General features: G+C 71.2%; 14 protein-coding genes. 5 read left to right on the top strand and 9 right to left on the bottom strand.

Features of this window, described 5'->3' with window-relative positions:
* Nucleotides 1–70: 70 nt before the first annotated feature.
* Nucleotides 71–1054: a L,D-transpeptidase gene (locus CK485_RS20555; protein WP_241968501.1), complete on the bottom strand. Its 984-nt coding sequence runs from the start codon at nucleotides 1052–1054 to the stop codon at nucleotides 71–73.
* Nucleotides 1055–1901: 847 nt separating this feature from the next.
* Between CK485_RS20555 and CK485_RS20550 the strand changes: the two genes are divergently transcribed.
* The 3 genes from CK485_RS20550 (at nucleotide 1902) to CK485_RS20540 (ending at nucleotide 4551) form a co-directional block, all read left to right on the top strand.
* Complete coding sequence (locus CK485_RS20550; protein WP_109453343.1) at nucleotides 1902–2768, top strand: helix-turn-helix transcriptional regulator; 867 nt, start codon at nucleotides 1902–1904, stop codon at nucleotides 2766–2768.
* A complete protein-coding gene (locus CK485_RS20545) occupies nucleotides 2765–3664 on the top strand; it encodes an aldo/keto reductase (RefSeq protein WP_109453341.1) in 900 nt (299 codons plus the stop codon). Before CK485_RS20550 ends, CK485_RS20545 begins: the two co-directional genes overlap by 4 nt.
* A 104-nt stretch (nucleotides 3665–3768) precedes the next feature.
* Nucleotides 3769–4551 carry an alpha/beta hydrolase gene (locus tag CK485_RS20540; protein ID WP_109453339.1) on the top strand — a complete coding sequence of 261 codons (783 nt, stop codon included), beginning with the start codon at nucleotides 3769–3771 and terminating at the stop codon, nucleotides 4549–4551.
* Nucleotides 4552–5046: 495 nt separating this feature from the next.
* Here the strand turns inward: CK485_RS20540 and CK485_RS20535 are convergent, their stop codons facing one another.
* Both CK485_RS20535 and CK485_RS20530 read right to left on the bottom strand, forming a co-directional pair.
* Nucleotides 5047–6420, bottom strand: coding sequence for a class I SAM-dependent RNA methyltransferase (locus CK485_RS20535; RefSeq protein WP_109453337.1), 1374 nt, complete (start codon nucleotides 6418–6420; stop codon nucleotides 5047–5049).
* A gap of 212 nt (nucleotides 6421–6632) precedes the next feature.
* Nucleotides 6633–8777: an APC family permease gene (locus tag CK485_RS20530; RefSeq protein WP_109453335.1), complete on the bottom strand. Its 2145-nt coding sequence runs from the start codon at nucleotides 8775–8777 to the stop codon at nucleotides 6633–6635.
* A gap of 145 nt (nucleotides 8778–8922) precedes the next feature.
* On the opposite strand from CK485_RS20530, the gene CK485_RS20525 reads away from it, so the two are divergent.
* Both CK485_RS20525 and CK485_RS20520 read left to right on the top strand, forming a co-directional pair.
* Entirely contained in the window at nucleotides 8923–9591 is a 669-nt protein-coding gene (locus CK485_RS20525; protein ID WP_109453333.1) for a TrkA family potassium uptake protein, read from the top strand.
* The gene (locus CK485_RS20520) at nucleotides 9588–10268 is read left to right on the top strand and encodes a TrkA family potassium uptake protein (RefSeq protein WP_109453331.1); all 681 of its coding nucleotides are present in this window, start codon (nucleotides 9588–9590) and stop codon (nucleotides 10266–10268) included. The genes CK485_RS20525 and CK485_RS20520 overlap by 4 nt, the downstream gene beginning before the upstream one ends.
* A gap of 90 nt (nucleotides 10269–10358) precedes the next feature.
* On the opposite strand, the gene CK485_RS20515 is transcribed toward CK485_RS20520, so the two are convergent.
* The 6 genes from CK485_RS20515 to kdpB form a co-directional block, all read right to left on the bottom strand.
* On the bottom strand, nucleotides 10359–11075 hold the full coding sequence (locus tag CK485_RS20515; RefSeq protein WP_109454288.1) for a DUF3159 domain-containing protein: 717 nt from the start codon (nucleotides 11073–11075) through the stop codon (nucleotides 10359–10361).
* 33 nt (nucleotides 11076–11108) lie between these two features.
* The gene (locus tag CK485_RS20510) at nucleotides 11109–11507 is read right to left on the bottom strand and encodes an OB-fold nucleic acid binding domain-containing protein (RefSeq protein ID WP_199239454.1); all 399 of its coding nucleotides are present in this window, start codon (nucleotides 11505–11507) and stop codon (nucleotides 11109–11111) included.
* 118 nt (nucleotides 11508–11625) lie between these two features.
* Nucleotides 11626–12342 carry a response regulator gene (locus CK485_RS20505; protein ID WP_109453327.1) on the bottom strand — a complete coding sequence of 239 codons (717 nt, stop codon included), beginning with the start codon at nucleotides 12340–12342 and terminating at the stop codon, nucleotides 11626–11628.
* A gap of 35 nt (nucleotides 12343–12377) precedes the next feature.
* Nucleotides 12378–14927, bottom strand: coding sequence for a sensor histidine kinase KdpD (locus CK485_RS20500; RefSeq protein ID WP_109453325.1), 2550 nt, complete (start codon nucleotides 14925–14927; stop codon nucleotides 12378–12380).
* Nucleotides 14928–15044: 117 nt separating this feature from the next.
* Nucleotides 15045–15671, bottom strand: a complete 627-nt coding sequence (gene kdpC / locus CK485_RS20495; protein WP_109453323.1) for a potassium-transporting ATPase subunit KdpC — start codon at nucleotides 15669–15671, stop codon at nucleotides 15045–15047.
* Between the two features lie 6 nt (nucleotides 15672–15677).
* Nucleotides 15678–17096: potassium-transporting ATPase subunit KdpB (gene kdpB / locus CK485_RS20490; RefSeq protein WP_109453321.1), on the bottom strand; the 1419-nt coding region annotated here is incomplete at its 5' end.

Here is a 17096-nt window from a genome sequence, read left to right as displayed (position 1 = left end):
GGGGCCACCTGCCGTCCCGGCGGGCACCGAACGTGGGTGCCCGCCGGGACGCGGGGTTTCAGGGCCGCCCTCAGGAGGCCGCGGTGGTGAACTGGCCGAGGCCGCTGGAGCTGGGGGCGATCCAGTCGCTCCAGTTCGTGACGTCGTAGTCGGCGTAGCCGTTGTCCGGCTGGGCGGCGGGACTGGTGGAACCCGAGATGGTGACCGGGTCGCCCTCGCGGGCGAAACCGAAGAACCACTGCGCGTTGGGCATCGACAGGTGGACGCAGCCGTGCGAGCCGCTGCCGTGGCCCGGCTGGGGGTCACCGTCGGAGTAGTGCACGTACGTCCCGGAAGTCGTCAGCTCCACGGCGAACGGGTAGTTCTGGTGGTAGTAGTTCGGGTCGCTCTTGCTGCACGCGATGTGGACGCTGCACGAATCCATCAGCACCTCGCGGGACTTGCTGATGACCGCCATCGTCCCGTTCCACGAGGGGTACTTCGCACTGCCGGCGTCGATCGGGAAGGTCTTCACCACGGCACCGTTGCGGGACACCTTCATCAGGTGCTGGTCCGCGTACACGTGCACCTCGTCGTCCGGCCCGACGGTGAAGGAGTGCTTGTAGGAGTGGACCCCGTAGCGCCCGTTCCCGTCGCCCACGCCGGTGAGCTGGGCGTCGAGGGTGACCTTCGTTCCGGACGGCCAGTACGCCTTGGGCCGGAAGTCCACCCGCGTGGAGTCGAACCAGTGCCACGCGCCGGTGACCGGGGTCGACGTGGTGAGCTTCAAATGCTTCTCGATGTCCGCGCGCGCCGAGGCGGCCACCGGCTTGCTGAACGTGACGGAGATCGGCATCGCCACCCCCACCGTCGTACCGTCCTCCGGCTCGATGGTGTCGAGCAGCATCTGCGGCCGCTGCGGCGTCGAGGACGGGCCGGCACCGCCGCTCGCCTTCGCACCGGACGACGAGGCCGCCGAACCGGGCTTGGAATCGGACGAGTTGCCGCCACCGCAGCCGCTCATGCCCATCGCCATCGCCCCCACCAGCGCAGCCACGCCGATGCACCTGCTCATCCTTCTCACGGTGATGCCCGCCCTGTGATCGTTTCCCTGCCCCTGCCCCTGCACCGACCTAGACACCGCGCGGGCCGTAGCAGTTCCCCTGCCAGCCGCCCGGTTGGAACGAGTCCGCCCGGCCGGGCCCCGAAGGCGGCTCAGCCGTGGTCACCGACGTGCGCTCCGACGAGGACCACAACGGCAGCCCGCCCGAGGACCGGCACCCGCGTGGTGCGTCTGTCCGAGCCCGCTTCCCGGTCTCTGCGGGGAGCTTTTCCCATCATCGGAACGACAAACGGGCGCCAGGGGGAAGTCTGGGAAGCCGGGGCAGCGCCCGCTCGCCGAGCCCACTCCCCCTCCGGGCACGCACCCTCGCCGCCTCCTGCGCAGACCAGGCACACGCCGCGAAGCCGCGCGTCAGCCGCGCTCCCCCACCGGCTCCAGGATCGCCACGCACTCCACGTGCTGTGTCATTGCCGAAGATGTCACAGGGCGCGGTAGCAGGGGAAAGCGCAGGTCAGAGGAGGTTTATTGGCTCGGGAGACGGGCTGCCAAGGGTCCAGAGCGTCAAACGAGCGTCACGGCGGAAGCGTGCTGACCCACTTCAGCGGGTTGCATGAGCGGGTCGCGTACATCAACGACCGACCTCAGCGCGTCCGGAAGGAGGGGTCTGATGAGGACGGCAGAGGCGGCATCGGGGTCCGGTCGGCAGCGCGGTGACTGGAGGCAGCACCGACGCTACGACCGCGGCCGCGGGCGTGGGAGGGTGTGCTGCGGCTATCCGTGGATGCGTGCTCGGCTGTCGTGTTCGGATGGGTGCAGCGCACCCACGCCCCGGCGTCCCTCCGCGATTAGCGTGGCTGTCATGGAAAGCGTGAACGAACTCGGCGACTACCTGCGAGCCCGCCGGGCGGCGGTCGTGCCGGCGGATGTCGGCCTGCCCGACGACGGGTCGCGGCGGGTGCCGGGGTTGCGGCGGGATGAAGTGGCGCTGTTGGCCGGGATGAGCACGGACTACTACATCCGGCTGGAGCAGGGCCGTGAGCGGCACCCGTCCGAGCAGGTGCTGCGGGCGATCGCCGGGGCACTGCGGCTGAACGACGCGGCGGCCACCCATCTGTTCCGGTTGGGCCTGTCCGCCTTCGGCGCGGCGGCTGCCACGACCAGCGTCGCTCCGGAGTTGCTGCGGCTGATGGACGGCATGCGTGAAGTGCCGGCCTTCGTGGTCGGGGCGGCGCAGGACGTGCTGGCGGCCAACGCGATGGCGCGGGAGCTGTACGGAGGTTTCGCCCGGTACGACAACCTGTTGCGAATGATCTTCCTCGATCCCTTCGCGCGCGAGTTCTACGCCGACTGGGACCACGCGGCGCGCATCGCGGTGGGCAACCTGCGGGCGTCCTCCTCGCAGTTCCCGCAGGACGAGCGGATCGAGCGGGTCGTCGGCGAACTGAGCGTGCGCAGCCCCGCGTTCACGGGCCTGTGGGCGCACTACGAGGTCCGTCCCCGTACGCATGAAGACAAGCACTTGCGGCACCCACAGGTGGGTGAGATACGTCTGCACTTCGAGGCACTCGCCGTCACCAGCGCCCCCGGACAGCATCTGTCCGTGTACAGCGCGGAACCCGGCAGCGCCAGCGCCGACGCCCTGGTCCTGCTCGGCCGGCTGTCCGAGCAAGAAGTGGTCCTGACGGACCAGGCCACTCCCGCAGAAGAAGGAGAACCCCGATCATGACTGCGTCGCTCTCCGACGCCGCCGGCACCTTCGAGATCGCCGGCAAGCAGGTCGCCCGTCTCGGTTTCGGCGCCATGCGCCTGACCGGACTCGGGGTGTGGGGTGAGCCCGAGGACCGTCAGGAGTGCGTGCGTGTGGTGCGCCGCGCCGTCGAACTCGGCGTACAGCTGATCGACACCGCGGACTCCTACGGCCCGTATGTGAGCGAGGAGATCATCCGGGAGGCGGTCCATCCCTACCGCGACGACGTGCTGATCGCGACCAAGGCCGGGCTGACCCGCAACGGGCCCGACGTGATCAGAACCGACGAGGGACTGATGCGCCTCGGCCCAGCCGCATGGCCGCCGGTGGGCCGCCCCGAGTATCTGCGTCAGCAGGCCCTGATGAGTCTGCGCCGGCTCGGCGTGGATCACATCGACCTGTTCCAGTTGCACCGCATCGATCCGAAGGTCACGTTGGAGGACCAGGTCGGCGAGCTGAAGAGGCTCCAGGACGAGGGCAAGATCGTCGCGATCGGACTGTCCCAGGTCACTGTCGACCAGATCCAGCAGGCCCGCACGATCGTGGAAATAGCCACCGTGCAGAACCGCTACAACCTCACCGACCGCAGCTCCGCTGACGTCCTGGAGTACTGCACCCGCCACGGCATCGGCTTCATTCCCTGGGCACCGGTGGCCGCGGGCGAGCTGGCCCGCGCCGGCGGCCCGGTCGACCGGATCGCGACCGCCCACCACGCCGGCCCGTCGCAGGTGGCGCTGGCCTGGCTACTGGCCCGCTCCGGCGTCGTCCTGCCCATCCCCGGGACCTCCAAGGTCGCGCACCTGGAGGAGAACCTGGCGGCGGCGTCCCTGATGCTGAGCGACGCGGAGGCCGACGAACTGACTGCCGCAGCGTGACAGCCGCCCGGGAAGGCAGATCTCCTGCTCCTTCACACCGTGAGCCGGCTGTTTCCCCGCTTCCTTCTCCCCTCCCTGTCCCCACCGAAGAAAAGACGCTTGCCATGCTGCTGCCCTCCGACGAAGCGGGCCGAGGCCGCCCCGTCGTCCTGCTGCACGCCCGACCCACCGACCGCACCATGTGGGGCCCCCACCTTCCCCTGCTCGCCGATGCGGGCCTGCGGGCCATCGCCCTGGACCTGCCCGGCCACGGTGACGCGTTCGTGCCCGCCGACCGCGAGGTATCCCCCTGGACGGACGTACTCGACACCCTCGACCACCTCGGGGCCGACCGCTTCGTCCTGGCCGGGAACTCCCTCGGTGCCCTGGTGGCACTCCAGGCAACCGTCACAGCGCCCGAGCGGGTCGAAGGCTTGGTGCTCGTCGGGTATCGGCCCCACGACCAGCCAGCCTCTCCCCGTCTGCAAGCCGCCTGGGACGCCGAAAGAACGGCGCTCGCCGCCGGCGACCTCGACGCAGCCGTGAAAGCCGGCGTCGAAGCGTGGACCTCGGCCGGCGCGACCGACGACGTACGCGCGCACGCGGCCCGCATGCTCCGCCGCCAACTCACCGAACAACTCGCCCACGGCGAGCCGTCTCAGGCGGCGGACCCGCTCGGGGAGGGAACGGCGGTGCTGCGCACGCTGACCGTCCCCGCCTTGGTCGGTGTCGGTGAACACGACATGCCCGACTTCTTCGAGGGAGGCGAAGGGCTGGCCCGGGACCTCGACGCAGGTGAAACCGTGCTCATCCCCGCCGCAGGGCACCTCGCGCCACTGGAACAACCCTCCGCGTTCTGCACCCTGCTACTGGACTTCGTCCGTCATCTCCCGGAGCAGCAGCGCTGAACCGCGGACTCCGAAACGGAGCCCCCTGTGCTGGAGGACCAGGTGGCCCCACCAGGCCAGGACCCCTTCGGCCAGGAGGCTCGCCACGGTCTGTGCCGGATGCGTGAGGGATCCACTGAGCGGGTGTGGGGTCACCCCCGAGCAGGGAGTGGCCGCTTTCAATAAGCGCCATCACCATACGTGGGACGGGTCGTGGTCCTACGCTGCTCACCCGCCTATCGTGGCCGTCCGCCCGCAGCTCGCCGAGTGGAAGCCGGCGGCGACTTTCAGAGGGCCCGCGGAGTTCCAGCACATGCAACCCGCCCGCCAACGCTGGGGGCTATTTACCGAAAAGCCAACCATTCCCCACCGCTGCAGGCGACCTGACCAGCGCCCGAACGCGCCTGACACTCCATCAGGAGGAGCGTCAAATGAGCGTCACGAGCGTCATTTCAGCGTCAAGATTTCGCCCGTAACGCCCACACCGCACATAATGCGCACATACAAAACCGCAGGTCAGGAGCCTTTAGCCGCCGGTTCGAGGATCGCCACGCACTCCACATGATGCGTCATCGGGAACAAGTCGAACGCCCGCAGTGACACCGGGGCGTAGGCCTCCGCCTCGAAGTACTTCAGGTCCCGGGCCAGGGCGGCCGGGTCGCAGGCTACGTAGGCGATGCGCCTCGGGGTCATGGACGCCAGCTGACGGACCGTGGCACGGCCCGCTCCCGCTCGGGGCGGGTCGAGGACGACGAGGTCGGCCTCCGTGATGCCGGTGCGGGGCAGCACCTGCTCCACCTTGCCGTGCTCGATCCGCACGCGGTCGAAGTCGGCCAGGTTGTGCCGCGCGTCCTCGACCGCGCGCTTGCCCGACTCGATGCCCAGGACCGCGCCGCGTTCCCCCACCCGTTCCGCCAGCGCGCCCGCGAACAGGCCCACGCCGCAGTACAGGTCGAGCGCCGTCTCCCCGCGCCGCGGCGCGAGACCGTCGAGCACCGCGCGTACCAGCAGGTCCGCCGCCTGCGGATGCACCTGCCAGAAGCCGCCCGCGCCGACCCGCCAGGTGCGGCCCGCCGCGCGCTCCCGTACGAAGCCGCGCCCGTGCACCCGGTGCACGCCGCCCTGGTCGTCCACCCGCAGCACCGACACCGGCCGGTCCAGCTCGACCAGCGGCAGCCGCCCGTCAGGCTTGGGGGTGATGACCACCTGGCGGTCGGACGAACCCGCCGCCGCGATCGCCTCCACCGACTCCGTGTCCGGCCAGTGCCGCCGCTCCACGCCCAGCTCCGCCACCTCCGGTGCGGCGATCAGGCAGCGGTCGATGACCTGCACCTCGTGCGAGCGGTGCTTGCGCAGCCCCGCGAAACCCTCGCCGTCGATCGCGTACTGCACCCGCGTGCGCCACGCGGGGACCTTGCCGCGTTCGACCTTGTCGCCGGGGGCCGGCATCACCGTGCCGTCCCAGCCCGCCTCCTGCGGCGTCAGCCCTGCCAGCCGCTCCAGCTGCTCGGTGATGACGGCGACCTTGAGCCTGCGCTGCGCACCGGGCGCCGCGTGCTGCCAGTCGCAACCGCCGCACGCGCCGGGGCCCGCGTACGGGCAGGGCGCCTCCACGCGGTCGTTCGACGCCTGGAGCACCTCGACCGCGTCGGCCCGCAGGAACCGCGACTCCTCGTCGCCCTCGGTGATCAGCGCGATCACCCGCTCACCCGGCAGCGCGTGCCGTACGAACAGCACCCGCCCGTCGTGCCGGGCGATGCAGTGCCCGCCGTGCGCGACCGGGCCGACCTCGACCTCGTAGCGCTCACCGACGAGCGAGGCGGCCGCCCCCGGGGCGTCCTGGTCCTTCGTACGGTTGGTACGAGGCGTCGTGCGGGTGCGGTGGTTCACGTCGACCGGGGCTCCAGGTCAGCAGGGACAACAGCCGTCCAGTCTACGCGGACGGCGGCGATGCGTACGTGGCGCGTACGTGGCGCGTACGTGGTGCGTACGTGGTGCGTACGTGGTGCGTACGTGGTGCGCGAGGGCGCTCACGCCGACGAGCCCGCCCAGCGCCCCGAGGGCACCGGGCGGGCTCGTCCGCCGAGGGGAACCGACCGCCGTTACGAGTCGGAGCGCGTGCCCGCCACCGGCGTCCCGCCGTTGGCGGGCTTGTCGCCGGAGCCCGGCGTGCCGGTGCCGCCGGAGGGCGCGCCGCCGGACGGCTTGCCCGCCGCCGCGCCGCGTACCGCCGGGCGGATCTCGCCGCGGCGGACCGAACCGGGCGCGGTCCAGCCCTGGCCGCGCTTGTAGCGGTTGCGGGCGACCTCGCTGGAGTCCAGCTGCCACGGCACCGAGGTGACCATCACACCGGGGGTGAACAGCAGCCTGCCCTTGAGGCGCAGCGCGCTCTGGTTGTGCAGCAGGTGCTCGTACCAGTGGCCGACCACGTACTCGGGGATGACGATGCTGACCACGTCGCGCGGGCTGGTGCGGCGCAGACCGCGCACGTACTCGATGACCGGGCGGGTGATCTCGCGGTAGGGCGAGTCCAGGACCTTCAGCGGCACGTCTATGCCCCGGCGTTCCCACTCCGCCTGGAGCGCCTTGGTGTCGGCCGGGTCGACGTTGGTGGTGACCGCCTCGAGGGAGTCCGAGCGGAACAGCTTCGCGTACGACAGCGCGCGCATCGTCGGCTTGTGGATCTTGGAGACGAGCACGATGGTGTGCACCCGGGACGGCATGACCGTCTCCTCGGTCGGCTCCTCCGGCGCGGCCAGTTCGTCGGAGACCCGGTCGTAGTGGCGCCGGATGGCGGTCATCATCGCGAAGAACAGGCACATGCCCAGCACCGCGACCCAGGCGCCGTGGGTGAACTTCGTCAGCAGCACGACGATCAGCACCAGACCGGTCAGGAACGCGCCGAAGGTGTTGATGGCGCGCGAGCGCATCATGTGGCGGCGCTTGGCCTTGTCGGTCTCGGTGCGCAGGTGGCGGTTCCAGTGCCGCACCATGCCGGTCTGGCTGAGAGTGAAGGAGACGAAGACGCCGACGATGTAGAGCTGGATCAGCCGCGAGGAGTCGGCCCCGTAGATGTAGACCAGTACGCAGGCGAAGATCGCCAGCAGCACGATGCCGTTGGAGAACGCCAGCCGGTCGCCTCGGGTGTGCAGCTGCCGGGGCAGGTAGCGGTCCTGCGCCAGGATCGAGCCGAGCACCGGGAAGCCGTTGTACGCGGTGTTCGCCGCGAGGAACAGCACCAGGGCGGTGACGGCGGCGAGGAAGACGAAAGGCGCCGAGCCCTTGCCGAAGACGGCGGCGGCGACCTGGGCGATCACCGGGTCCTGCACGTAGCCGGAGCCGACCGGCTTGCCGTTGGACAGCAGGTTGACGCCGGGGTTGTCGGCCATCTTCACGTGCGTGTTGAGCGCCAGCGCGATGATGCCGCAGAACATGGTGACCGCGAGCACGCCCATGATCAGCAGCGTGGCGGCGGCGTTCTTCGACTTGGGCTTGCGGAAGGCGGGCACGCCGTTGCTGATCGCCTCGACACCGGTCAGCGCGGCGCAGCCGGAGGAGAAGGCGCGCAGCAGCAGGAAGACCATCGCGAAGCCGGCGAGCCCGGTGCTGGTGGCGTGCACCGTGTAGTGGGCGGACGGCGCGCTCATGTGATGACCGCCGGCGAGCCGGATGGCTCCCCATATGATCATGCAGTACACACCGATGACGAAGGCGTACGTCGGAATGGCGAAGATCGTGCCCGACTCCCGGACCCCGCGCAGGTTCATCACCATCAGCAGGATGATCATCAGCAGGGCGACGAGCACCTTGTTCTGCTGGACGAACGGGATGGCCGACCCGAGGTTCTCCACGCCCGAGGCGATGGAGACCGCCACGGTCATGACGTAGTCGACCATCAGCGCGCTGGCGACGGTCAGGCCCGCCCGCCGCCCGAGGTTGGTGGTCGCCACCTCGTAGTCGCCGCCGCCCGAGGGGTAGGCGTGCACGTTCTGGCGGTAGGAGGCGACCACGGTGAGCATCAGGACCACGACCGCCACCGCGATCCACGGGCTGAAGTGGTACGCGGTGATGCCCGCCGCGGACAGGACGATCAGCACCTCGCCCGGCGCGTAGGCCACGGAGGAGAGCGGGTCGGACGAGAAGACGGGAAGCGCGAGCCGCTTGGGGAGGAGGGTCTCACCAAGCTTGTCGCTGCGCAGCGCCCGGCCGATGAGGATCCGTTTCGGCAGGTCGGTCAGTTTGGACACCCCGCGATGTTAAGGGGTCGTCAAGATTGCCGACTACCCACCACCCCCACTCCGTACGAGCGTGTGTAGCTTTGGCCGCGGTCTGAGACGCTGTGAGTGCCTCGGACGGGATGGAACGAGCCGGGAATGAGCCGGAAGGACAGGCGTGCACGTCGTAATCATGGGCTGCGGGCGAGTGGGTTCCGCCCTCGCGCAGACCCTCGAACAGCAGGGTCATACGGTCGCCGTGGTCGACCAGGACCCGACGGCGTTCCGCCGTCTCGGGTCCGGGTTCGCCGGGCGCCGGGTGACCGGGGTCGGCTTCGACCAGGACACCTTGCGCGAGGCCGGCATCGAGGAGGCGGGCGCCTTCGCCGCGGTGAGCAGCGGCGACAACTCCAACATCATCGCCGCCCGGGTGGCGCGCGAGATGTTCGGCGTGGAGAACGTGGCGGCGCGGATCTACGACCCGCGGCGTGCCGAGGTCTACCAGCGCCTCGGCATCCCGACGGTCGCCACCGTGCGCTGGACCGCCGACCAGATGCTGCGCAGGCTGCTGCCGTCGGGCTCGGAACCGCTGTGGCGCGATCCGAGCGGCGGGGTGCAGCTCGCGGAGGTGCCCACCTCGACCGCGTGGGTGGGCCAGCGGGTCAGCACGCTCCAGGAGGAGACGGGCGTGCGTGTGGCGTTTCTCACCCGGCTCGGTGAGGCGATGGTGCCGACCTCGGCGACCGTCCTCCAGGAAGGCGACCTGGTGCACGTGATCATGCGCACCGACGAGGTCGAGAAGGTGGAGGCCGCGTTCGCCGCGGGCCCCGAGGGGAGCAGGTCATGAGGGTCGCGATCGCCGGAGCGGGCGCGGTGGGCCGTTCCATCGCGGGTGAGCTGCTGGAGAACGGGCACGAGGTGCTGCTCGTCGACAAGAACCCGTCGTCCATCTCGGTGGAGCGGGTGCCGCAGGCCGAGTGGCTGCTGGCGGACGCCTGCGAGATCACCTCGCTGGACGAGGCCGCGCTCCAGCGCTGCAACGTGGTCATCGCCGCCACGGGTGACGACAAGGTCAACCTGGTGGTCTCGCTGCTCGCCAAGACGGAGTACGGCGTGCCGCGGGTCGTCGCCCGGGTCAACAACCCCAAGAACGAGTGGCTGTTCAACGAGGCCTGGGGCGTCGACGTCGCGGTCTCCACGCCGCGCCTGATGTCGGCACTGGTCGAGGAGGCGGTCAGCGTCGGTGACCTGGTGCGGCTGCTGCGCTTCAGCCAGGGCGACGCCAACCTGGTCGAGCTGACCCTGCCGCCGGACGCCGCGCTGGTCGGCACCCGGGTCGGGGACGTGGAGTGGCCGGTGGACACCTCGCTGGTGACCATCATCCGCGGGCACCGGGTGCTCACCCCCGCCAAGGACGACGCGCTGGAGGCGGGCGACGAGCTGCTGTTCGTCGCGGCGCAGGCCCGCGAGGAGCAGCTGGAGGAACTGCTGTCGACCACCCGCGAGGACGCGGCGGGCGAGTAGTAGCGGTCCGGCACGCGCGAGGGCCCCGGGGCGAGCGATCGCCCCGGGGCCCTTCGTCTCGTCCGCGCTGGTCACCGGCGCGCGGGGCGGTCAGACGCGTTCGGCCGCCTCGGCCTCGGCGGCCTGCGCCTTCTCCTTGGCCTCCATCTCCGCGATCACGTCGATCGGCGGCGGCGCCTTCGCCAGGAAGATCCAGGTCAGGTAGACCGACAGCAGGAACGGCGGGATGCCCAGCGCCACCTTCACCCAGCCCAGCTGCGTCGCGTCACCCCACCAGTACAGCGGGAAGAGGATCGCCGACTTGGCCAGCAGGATCAGCCCCCACGCCCAGGTGGACCGGGTGTAGGCGCGCAGGCGGCCCGGGTTGCGGGTGCGCCAGGAGAGGTTCTCGCGCAGGATCGGCCCGAGCAGCACGCCGATCAGCGGGTAGCGCACGAGGGCCGAGACGACGTAGGCGATCGCCAGGCCCAGGGTGTAGAGCATGCCGGGCAGGTAGAAGTTCTTGGCGTTGCCCGACAGCATCGCGAAGAACGCGCCGAAGGCGATGCCGAAGACGCCGCTGAAGGCGTGCTTGAGGGTCTGCTTGCGCACCACCCGCGCGATCGCCAGCACCAGGCTCAGGGCCAGGGCGGCGACGGCGGAGGTCGTGATGTCGTGCTTGAGGGTGAAGACGGCGACGAAGACGAGGCCGGGGACGGTGGTGTCCACCATGCCCCACACCCCGCCGAAGGCCTCCAGCAGCGCCGCGTCGGCGGCCGCCCTGGATGCCGCGGCGTCGGCGGCGGGGCCGTCCGGCTCCGCCGTCACGTCTTCGGTCCGCTGGTTGGTGGACGCCACCGGCTACTCCTGTCCGACGGGACGCAGCTCGTACTTGGGGTTGAACAGCACCGGGCGGCCGCGCTGGATGGCGACCCGGCCGGACGCGATGATCCGGCGACCCGGCTCTATCCCGGCGATGCTGCGCCGGCCGAGCCAGACCACGCCGAGGGGGGCCGTGCCGTCGAACAGTTCCGCCTCCAGCGCCGGGACGCCGGCCCGCGGGCGCAGGGTGACGGTGCGCAGGGTGCCGGTCACGGTGACGACCGCGCGGTCCTGGCAGTCCTGTATGCGGGTGCAGCCCACGGAGTCCGCGTCCTTGCGCAGCTCCTGCGAGTGCAGGTCCTCCTGGGAGGGGGCGAGGCGGTCGAAGATCCGCCTCAGTCGGCCGGCGGGGCGGTCCGAACGGGTTGCACCACTCATACAGGCAGGGTACCGGTCACGGCCCGTGCGCCCACCCCGCTCGTCCACGACCCCTCCCCGGAAACCGAACGCGCGCGCCCGCGGCGTACGACCGTTCAACGGAAGCGGACCGGCCGCCTCACTTCTCGAACCGGTACCCCATCCCCGGCTCCGTGATGAAGTGCCGTGGCCGCGCCGGGTCCGGCTCCAGCTTGCGGCGCAGCTGGGCCATGTAGACGCGCAGGTAGTTGGTCTCGGTGCCGTAGGCCGGGCCCCACACCTCCTGGAGCAGCTGCTTCTGGCTGACCAGCCGCCCGGTCGCGCGGACCAGGACCTCCAGCAGGTGCCACTCGGTGGGCGTCAGCCGTACGTCCGTCCCCTCCCGGTGCACCTTCTTGGCTGCCAGGTCCACGGTGAACGTCCCGGTCTCGACGAGCACCGCCTCGCCGTCCTCCCCGGTCGGGGCCGCCCTGCGGACCGCGGCGCGCAGCCTGGCCAGCAGTTCGTCCATGCCGAACGGCTTGGTGACGTAGTCGTCCGCGCCCGCGTCCAGCGCCTCGACCTTCTCGTCGGAGGCCTGCCGGGCGGACAGCACGATGATCGGCACCCGGGTCCAGCCGCGCAGCCCCTTGATCACCTCGGCGCCGTCCATGTCGGGCAGGCCGAGGTCGAGCACGACGACGTCGGGGTGGCGGGCGGCGGCCAGTCGCAGCGCGGTCGCGCCGTCGGGGGCGGCGTCCACCTCGTACTTGCGGGCCCGCAGGTTGATCACGAGGGCGCGGACGATCTGCGGTTCGTCGTCCACCACCAGGACCCTGACGGGGGTCCGCGCGGGTCCTGATGACGGCTGCGGCATGGATGCTGCCTTTCGGGTCGTGGGCGTGGCCTGCGTCATGAGGCGACCTCCGTGGCGGGGCCGGCCGCACCGGCGGGCACGTCCGTGCGGGGCGCGGCGGCGCGCAGCGTGAGGACCATGGTCAGGCCGCCGCCCGGGGTGTCGTCGGCGACCAGCGTGCCGCCCATCGCCTCGGTGAAGCCGCGGGCCACGGCGAGTCCGAGGCCGACCCCGGCGCCGCGCGGAGCGTCGCCGTAGCGCTGGAACGGCTCGAAGATGCGGTCCTTGCCCGCCTCGGGCACGCCGGGCCCCCGGTCGGCGATGCGCACCTCGACCCGGCCGTGCAGCGCGCTGGCCGCGATCAGCACGCGCCGGCCGGCGGGGCTGTACTTCACGGCGTTCTCCACCACGTTGGCGACGACCCGCTCCAGTAGGCCGGGGTCGGCGTGGATCATCGGCAGCGTCTCGGGGATGTCGAGGGTGACGGCGTCCGGCGGCACGCCGCCCAGCGCCATCGGCACGACCTCGTCCAGGTCGACGTCCTGCATGAGCGGGGCGACGGTGCCGGTCTGGAGGCGGGACATGTCCAGCAGGTTGCCGACGAGGTGGTCGAGCTTGTCGGCGCCGTCCTCGATGCCCTCCAGCAGGTCGGCCTCGTCCTGCGGCGACCAGGAGACGTCGTCGGCGCGCAGCGAGGAGACGGCGGCCTTGATGGCGGCGAGCGGGGTGCGCAGGTCGTGGGAGACGGCGGCCAGCAGTGCGGTGCGGATGCGGTTGCCCTCGGCCAGCTCGCGGGCGCGTTCCGCCTCGCCCAGCAGCCGTTGCCGGTCGAGGATGACGGCGGCCTGGGCGGCGAAGGCGGACAGCAGGCGGCGGTCCTCGGCGGGCAGGACGCGGCCGGTGAGCGCCAGCGCCATGCGGTCGCCGGCCGGGACCTCGACGTCGGCGTCGTCGGGCCGGGCGCACGGCCGGTTGCCGACGCTCGCCGCGCACGTCCAGGGGGCGAACTCCTCGTCGCGTTCCAGCAGCGTCACCGACTCCATGGCGAAGGTCTCGCGGACCCGTTCCAGCAGGGCGTCCAGCGACGACTCGCCGCGCAGCACGCTTCCGGCGAGCAGCGAGAGGATCTCGGCCTCGGCGCGCAGCCGGGCGGCCTGGTGGGTGCGGCGGGCGGCGAGGTCGACCACGGAGGCGACGGACACCGCGACGGCGAGGAAGACGGCGATGGCGACGATGTTGTGCGGGTCGGAGATGGTCCAGCGGTGCAGCGGGGGCGCGAAGAAGTAGTTGAGCAGCAGCGATCCGACGGCCGCCGAGGCCAGCGCCGGGATCATGCCGCCCAGCAGCGCCGCCGCGACCGTCATGGTCAGCACCAGCAGCATGTCGTTGGCGAGTCCGAGGCCCGGCAGCAGCTGGGTGAGCAGCAGCGTCAGCAGGGCCGGGCCGCCGCAGCCGACCAGCCAGCCCAGCAGGATGCGCGCCCGGCCCAGGCGGGCGCCGCGGGCGACCGGCAGGCCGCGTCCCTTGGCGGCCTCCTCGTGGGTGACGATGTGCACGTCGATGTCGCCCGACTCGCGGGCGACCGTGGCGCCGACGCCGGGGCCGAAGACGTACTGCCAGGCCTTGCGCCGGGAGCTGCCCAGCACGATCTGGGTGGCGTTGACGCCGCGGGCGAACTCCAGCAGCGCGGTCGGGATGTCGTCGCCCATGACGTGGTGGAACGATCCGCCGAGGTCCTCGACGAGGGTGCGCTGGACGGCCAGCTCCTTGGGGGAGCCCGCGGTCAGGCCGTCGCTGCGGGCCACGTAGACGGCGAGGATCTCGCTGCCGGAGCCCTTGGCGGCCATGCGGGCGGCGCGGCGGATCAGGGTGGAGCCCTCGGGGCCGCCGGTGAGGCCGACGACGATGCGCTCGCGGGCCTGCCAGGTGGAGGAGATGCGGTGCTCGGCGCGGTACTGCTGGAGGTACTCGTCCACCCGGTCGGCCACCCACAGCAGCGCCAGCTCGCGCAGCGCGGTGAGGTTGCCGGGGCGGAAGTAGTTGGACAGCGCGGCGTCGACCTTGTCGGGGGTGTAGATGTTGCCGTGCGCCATGCGGCGGCGCAGTGCCTGCGGCGACATGTCGACCAGCTCGATCTGGTCGGCCCTGCGGACCACCTCGTCGGGGACGGTCTCGCGCTGGCGGATGCCGGTGATCGACTCGACGACGTCGCCGAGTGACTCCAGGTGCTGGATGTTGACGGTGGAGACGACGTCGACGCCCGCGGCGAGCAGTTCCTCGACGTCCTGCCAGCGCTTGGCGTTGCGGCTGCCGGGGACGTTGGTGTGGGCGAGCTCGTCCACCAGGGCGACCTCGGGGGCACGGGCCAGCACGGTGTCCACGTCCATCTCGGTGAACGTCGTGCCCCGGTACTCCAGCTCCTTGCGGGGCACGACCTCAAGGCCGTGCAGCATGACCTCGGTGCGCTGCCGGGAGTGGTGCTCGACGAGGCCCACGACGACGTCCGTGCCGCGCTCCAGCCTGCGGTGCGCCTCGGCGAGCATGGCATAGGTCTTGCCGACGCCGGGTGCCGACCCGAGGTAGATGCGCAGGGTGCCGCGTGCCATGAGTCCATCTTCGTATGAACTGATCGGACATTGCGGACGGCGGACGTCACCCGGAGCGCGTATTGACGCGATCCTGATGCCGTCCGCCGTGTCGTAGGCCGCTGGAAAGGCTCCTGATCAGCCCTTCAGCGCGTTCAGCGCGACGTTGAGCTGGAGGACATTGACTGTCGGCTCGCCCATGAAGCCCAGCTGACGGCCGTCGGTGTGGGCGGCGACGAGGTGGGCGACCTCGGCCGGGCTCAGGTGGCGGGCCGCGGCGACCCGGTCGACCTGGATCCTCGCGTACGCGGGCGAGATGTCCGGGTCGAGCCCGGAGCCGGAGGCGGTGACCGCGTCCGGCGGGACCTGCGAGGGCGCCACGTGGTTGAACGCGGCCACCTGGGCGCGGCGGGAGTCGATCAGCTTGGTCAGCGCCGGGTTGGTGGGGCCGAGGTTGGACGCGCCGGACGCGCGGGTGTCGTAGCCGGTGCCCGCGGCGGACGGCCGGGGCTGGAACCACTTCGGGTCCGGGGTGCCCGGCTTGCCCGGCAGGTCGAAGCTCTGGCCGAGCAGCGCGGAGCCGACGACCCGGCCGTCCGCGTGCACGGGCGAGCCGTTGGCCTTCGCGTGGAACGCGGTCTGCGCCACGCCGAAGACGGCCAGCGGGTAGATCACGCCGGTGACGACGGTCAGCACCAGCAGCGCCCGGAAGGCCGCCCAGGTGACGCGCAGCGTGCCGCGCAGGGACTGCGAGGAGAGGGACATCGTCGGTCACCGGATTCCGGGGATGAGGGTGATCAGCAGGTCGATCAGCTTGATGCCGAGGAACGGCGCGATCAGGCCGCCGACGCCGTAGACCGCGAGGTTGCGGCGGAGCATCCGGTCGGCGCTCATCGGGCGGTAGCGCACGCCGCGCAGCGCCAGCGGCACCAGGGCGACGATGATCAGAGCGTTGAAGATGATCGCCGAGAGGATCGCGGACTGCGGGCTGTGCAGGTGCATGACGTTGAGCTTGTCCAGCCCCGGGTAGGCCACCGCGAACATCGCGGGGATGATCGCGAAGTACTTGGCCACGTCGTTGGCGATCGAGAACGTGGTCAGCGCGCCCCGGGTGATCAGCAACTGCTTGCCGATCTCGACGATCTCGATGAGCTTCGTCGGGTTGGAGTCCAGGTCGACCATGTTCCCGGCCTCCTTGGCGGCGGAGGTGCCGGTGTTCATCGCGACGCCCACGTCGGCCTGGGCCAGCGCGGGGGCGTCGTTGGTGCCGTCGCCGGTCATCGCGACCAGCTTGCCGCCCGCCTGCTCACGCCGGATCAGCGCCATCTTGTCCTCGGGCGTGGCCTCGGCGAGGAAGTCGTCCACGCCGGCCTCGTCGGCGATGGCCTTGGCGGTGAGCGGGTTGTCGCCGGTGATCATGACCGTGCGGATGCCCATCCTGCGCAGCTCGTCGAAGCGCTCACGCATGCCCGCCTTGACCACGTCCTTGAGGTGGATCACGCCCAGCACCCGGGCCCCCGCGGAGTCCTCGACGGCGACCAGCAGCGGGGTGCCGCCGGCCTGCGAGATCTCGTCGGTGAGCCGATGCGCGTCGGCCGGGACGCTGCCGCCGCGCTCGTTCACCCAGGCCACCACCGAACCGGTGGCGCCCTTGCGGACCTTGCGGCCGTCCACGTCGACACCGGACATACGGGTCTGCGCGGTGAACGGCACCCACTCGGCGCCCGTCAGCTCGCCCTGGTGGCGCTCGCGCAGGCCGAACTTCTCCTTCGCCAGCACGACCACCGAGCGGCCCTCGGGCGTCTGGTCGGCGAGCGACGAGATCTGCGCGGCGTCGGCCAGTTCCGCGGCCGTGGTGCCCGGCACCGGCACGAACTCGGCGGCCTGGCGGTTGCCGAGGGTGATGGTGCCGGTCTTGTCCAGCAGCAGCGTGGAGACGTCGCCGGCGGCCTCGACCGCGCGGCCCGACATCGCCAGCACGTTGCGCTGCACCAGCCGGTCCATGCCCGCGATGCCGATCGCCGACAGCAGCGCGCCGATGGTGGTCGGGATCAGGCAGACCAGCAGCGCGACCAGCACGATCATCGTCTGCTCGGCGTGCGCGTAGATCGCGAACGGCTGGAGGGTGACCACGGCCAGCAGGAAGACCACGGTCAGCGAGGCCAGCAGGATGTTCAGCGCGATCTCGTT

Origin of the sequence: Streptomyces sp. ICBB 8177, assembly GCF_003144095.1 — a bacterium.
Classification (GTDB): domain Bacteria; phylum Actinomycetota; class Actinomycetes; order Streptomycetales; family Streptomycetaceae; genus Streptantibioticus_D.
The sequence above is the reverse complement of the archived record's forward strand: the minus strand, read 5'-3'. Positions and strand labels throughout refer to the sequence as shown.

Coding starts and splice junctions, on each gene's coding strand:
- CK485_RS20550 (WP_109453343.1), top strand. CDS start 1,902: ATGGAAAGCGTGAACGAACTCGGCGACTACCTGCGAGCCCGCCGGGCG.
- CK485_RS20555 (WP_241968501.1), bottom strand. CDS start 1,054: ATGAGCAGGTGCATCGGCGTGGCTGCGCTGGTGGGGGCGATGGCGATG.
- CK485_RS20540 (WP_109453339.1), top strand. CDS start 3,769: ATGCTGCTGCCCTCCGACGAAGCGGGCCGAGGCCGCCCCGTCGTCCTG.
- CK485_RS20520 (WP_109453331.1), top strand. CDS start 9,588: ATGAGGGTCGCGATCGCCGGAGCGGGCGCGGTGGGCCGTTCCATCGCG.
- CK485_RS20510 (WP_199239454.1), bottom strand. CDS start 11,507: ATGAGTGGTGCAACCCGTTCGGACCGCCCCGCCGGCCGACTGAGGCGG.
- CK485_RS20500 (WP_109453325.1), bottom strand. CDS start 14,927: ATGGCACGCGGCACCCTGCGCATCTACCTCGGGTCGGCACCCGGCGTC.
- kdpC (WP_109453323.1), bottom strand. CDS start 15,671: ATGTCCCTCTCCTCGCAGTCCCTGCGCGGCACGCTGCGCGTCACCTGG.
- CK485_RS20545 (WP_109453341.1), top strand. CDS start 2,765: ATGACTGCGTCGCTCTCCGACGCCGCCGGCACCTTCGAGATCGCCGGC.
- CK485_RS20505 (WP_109453327.1), bottom strand. CDS start 12,342: ATGCCGCAGCCGTCATCAGGACCCGCGCGGACCCCCGTCAGGGTCCTG.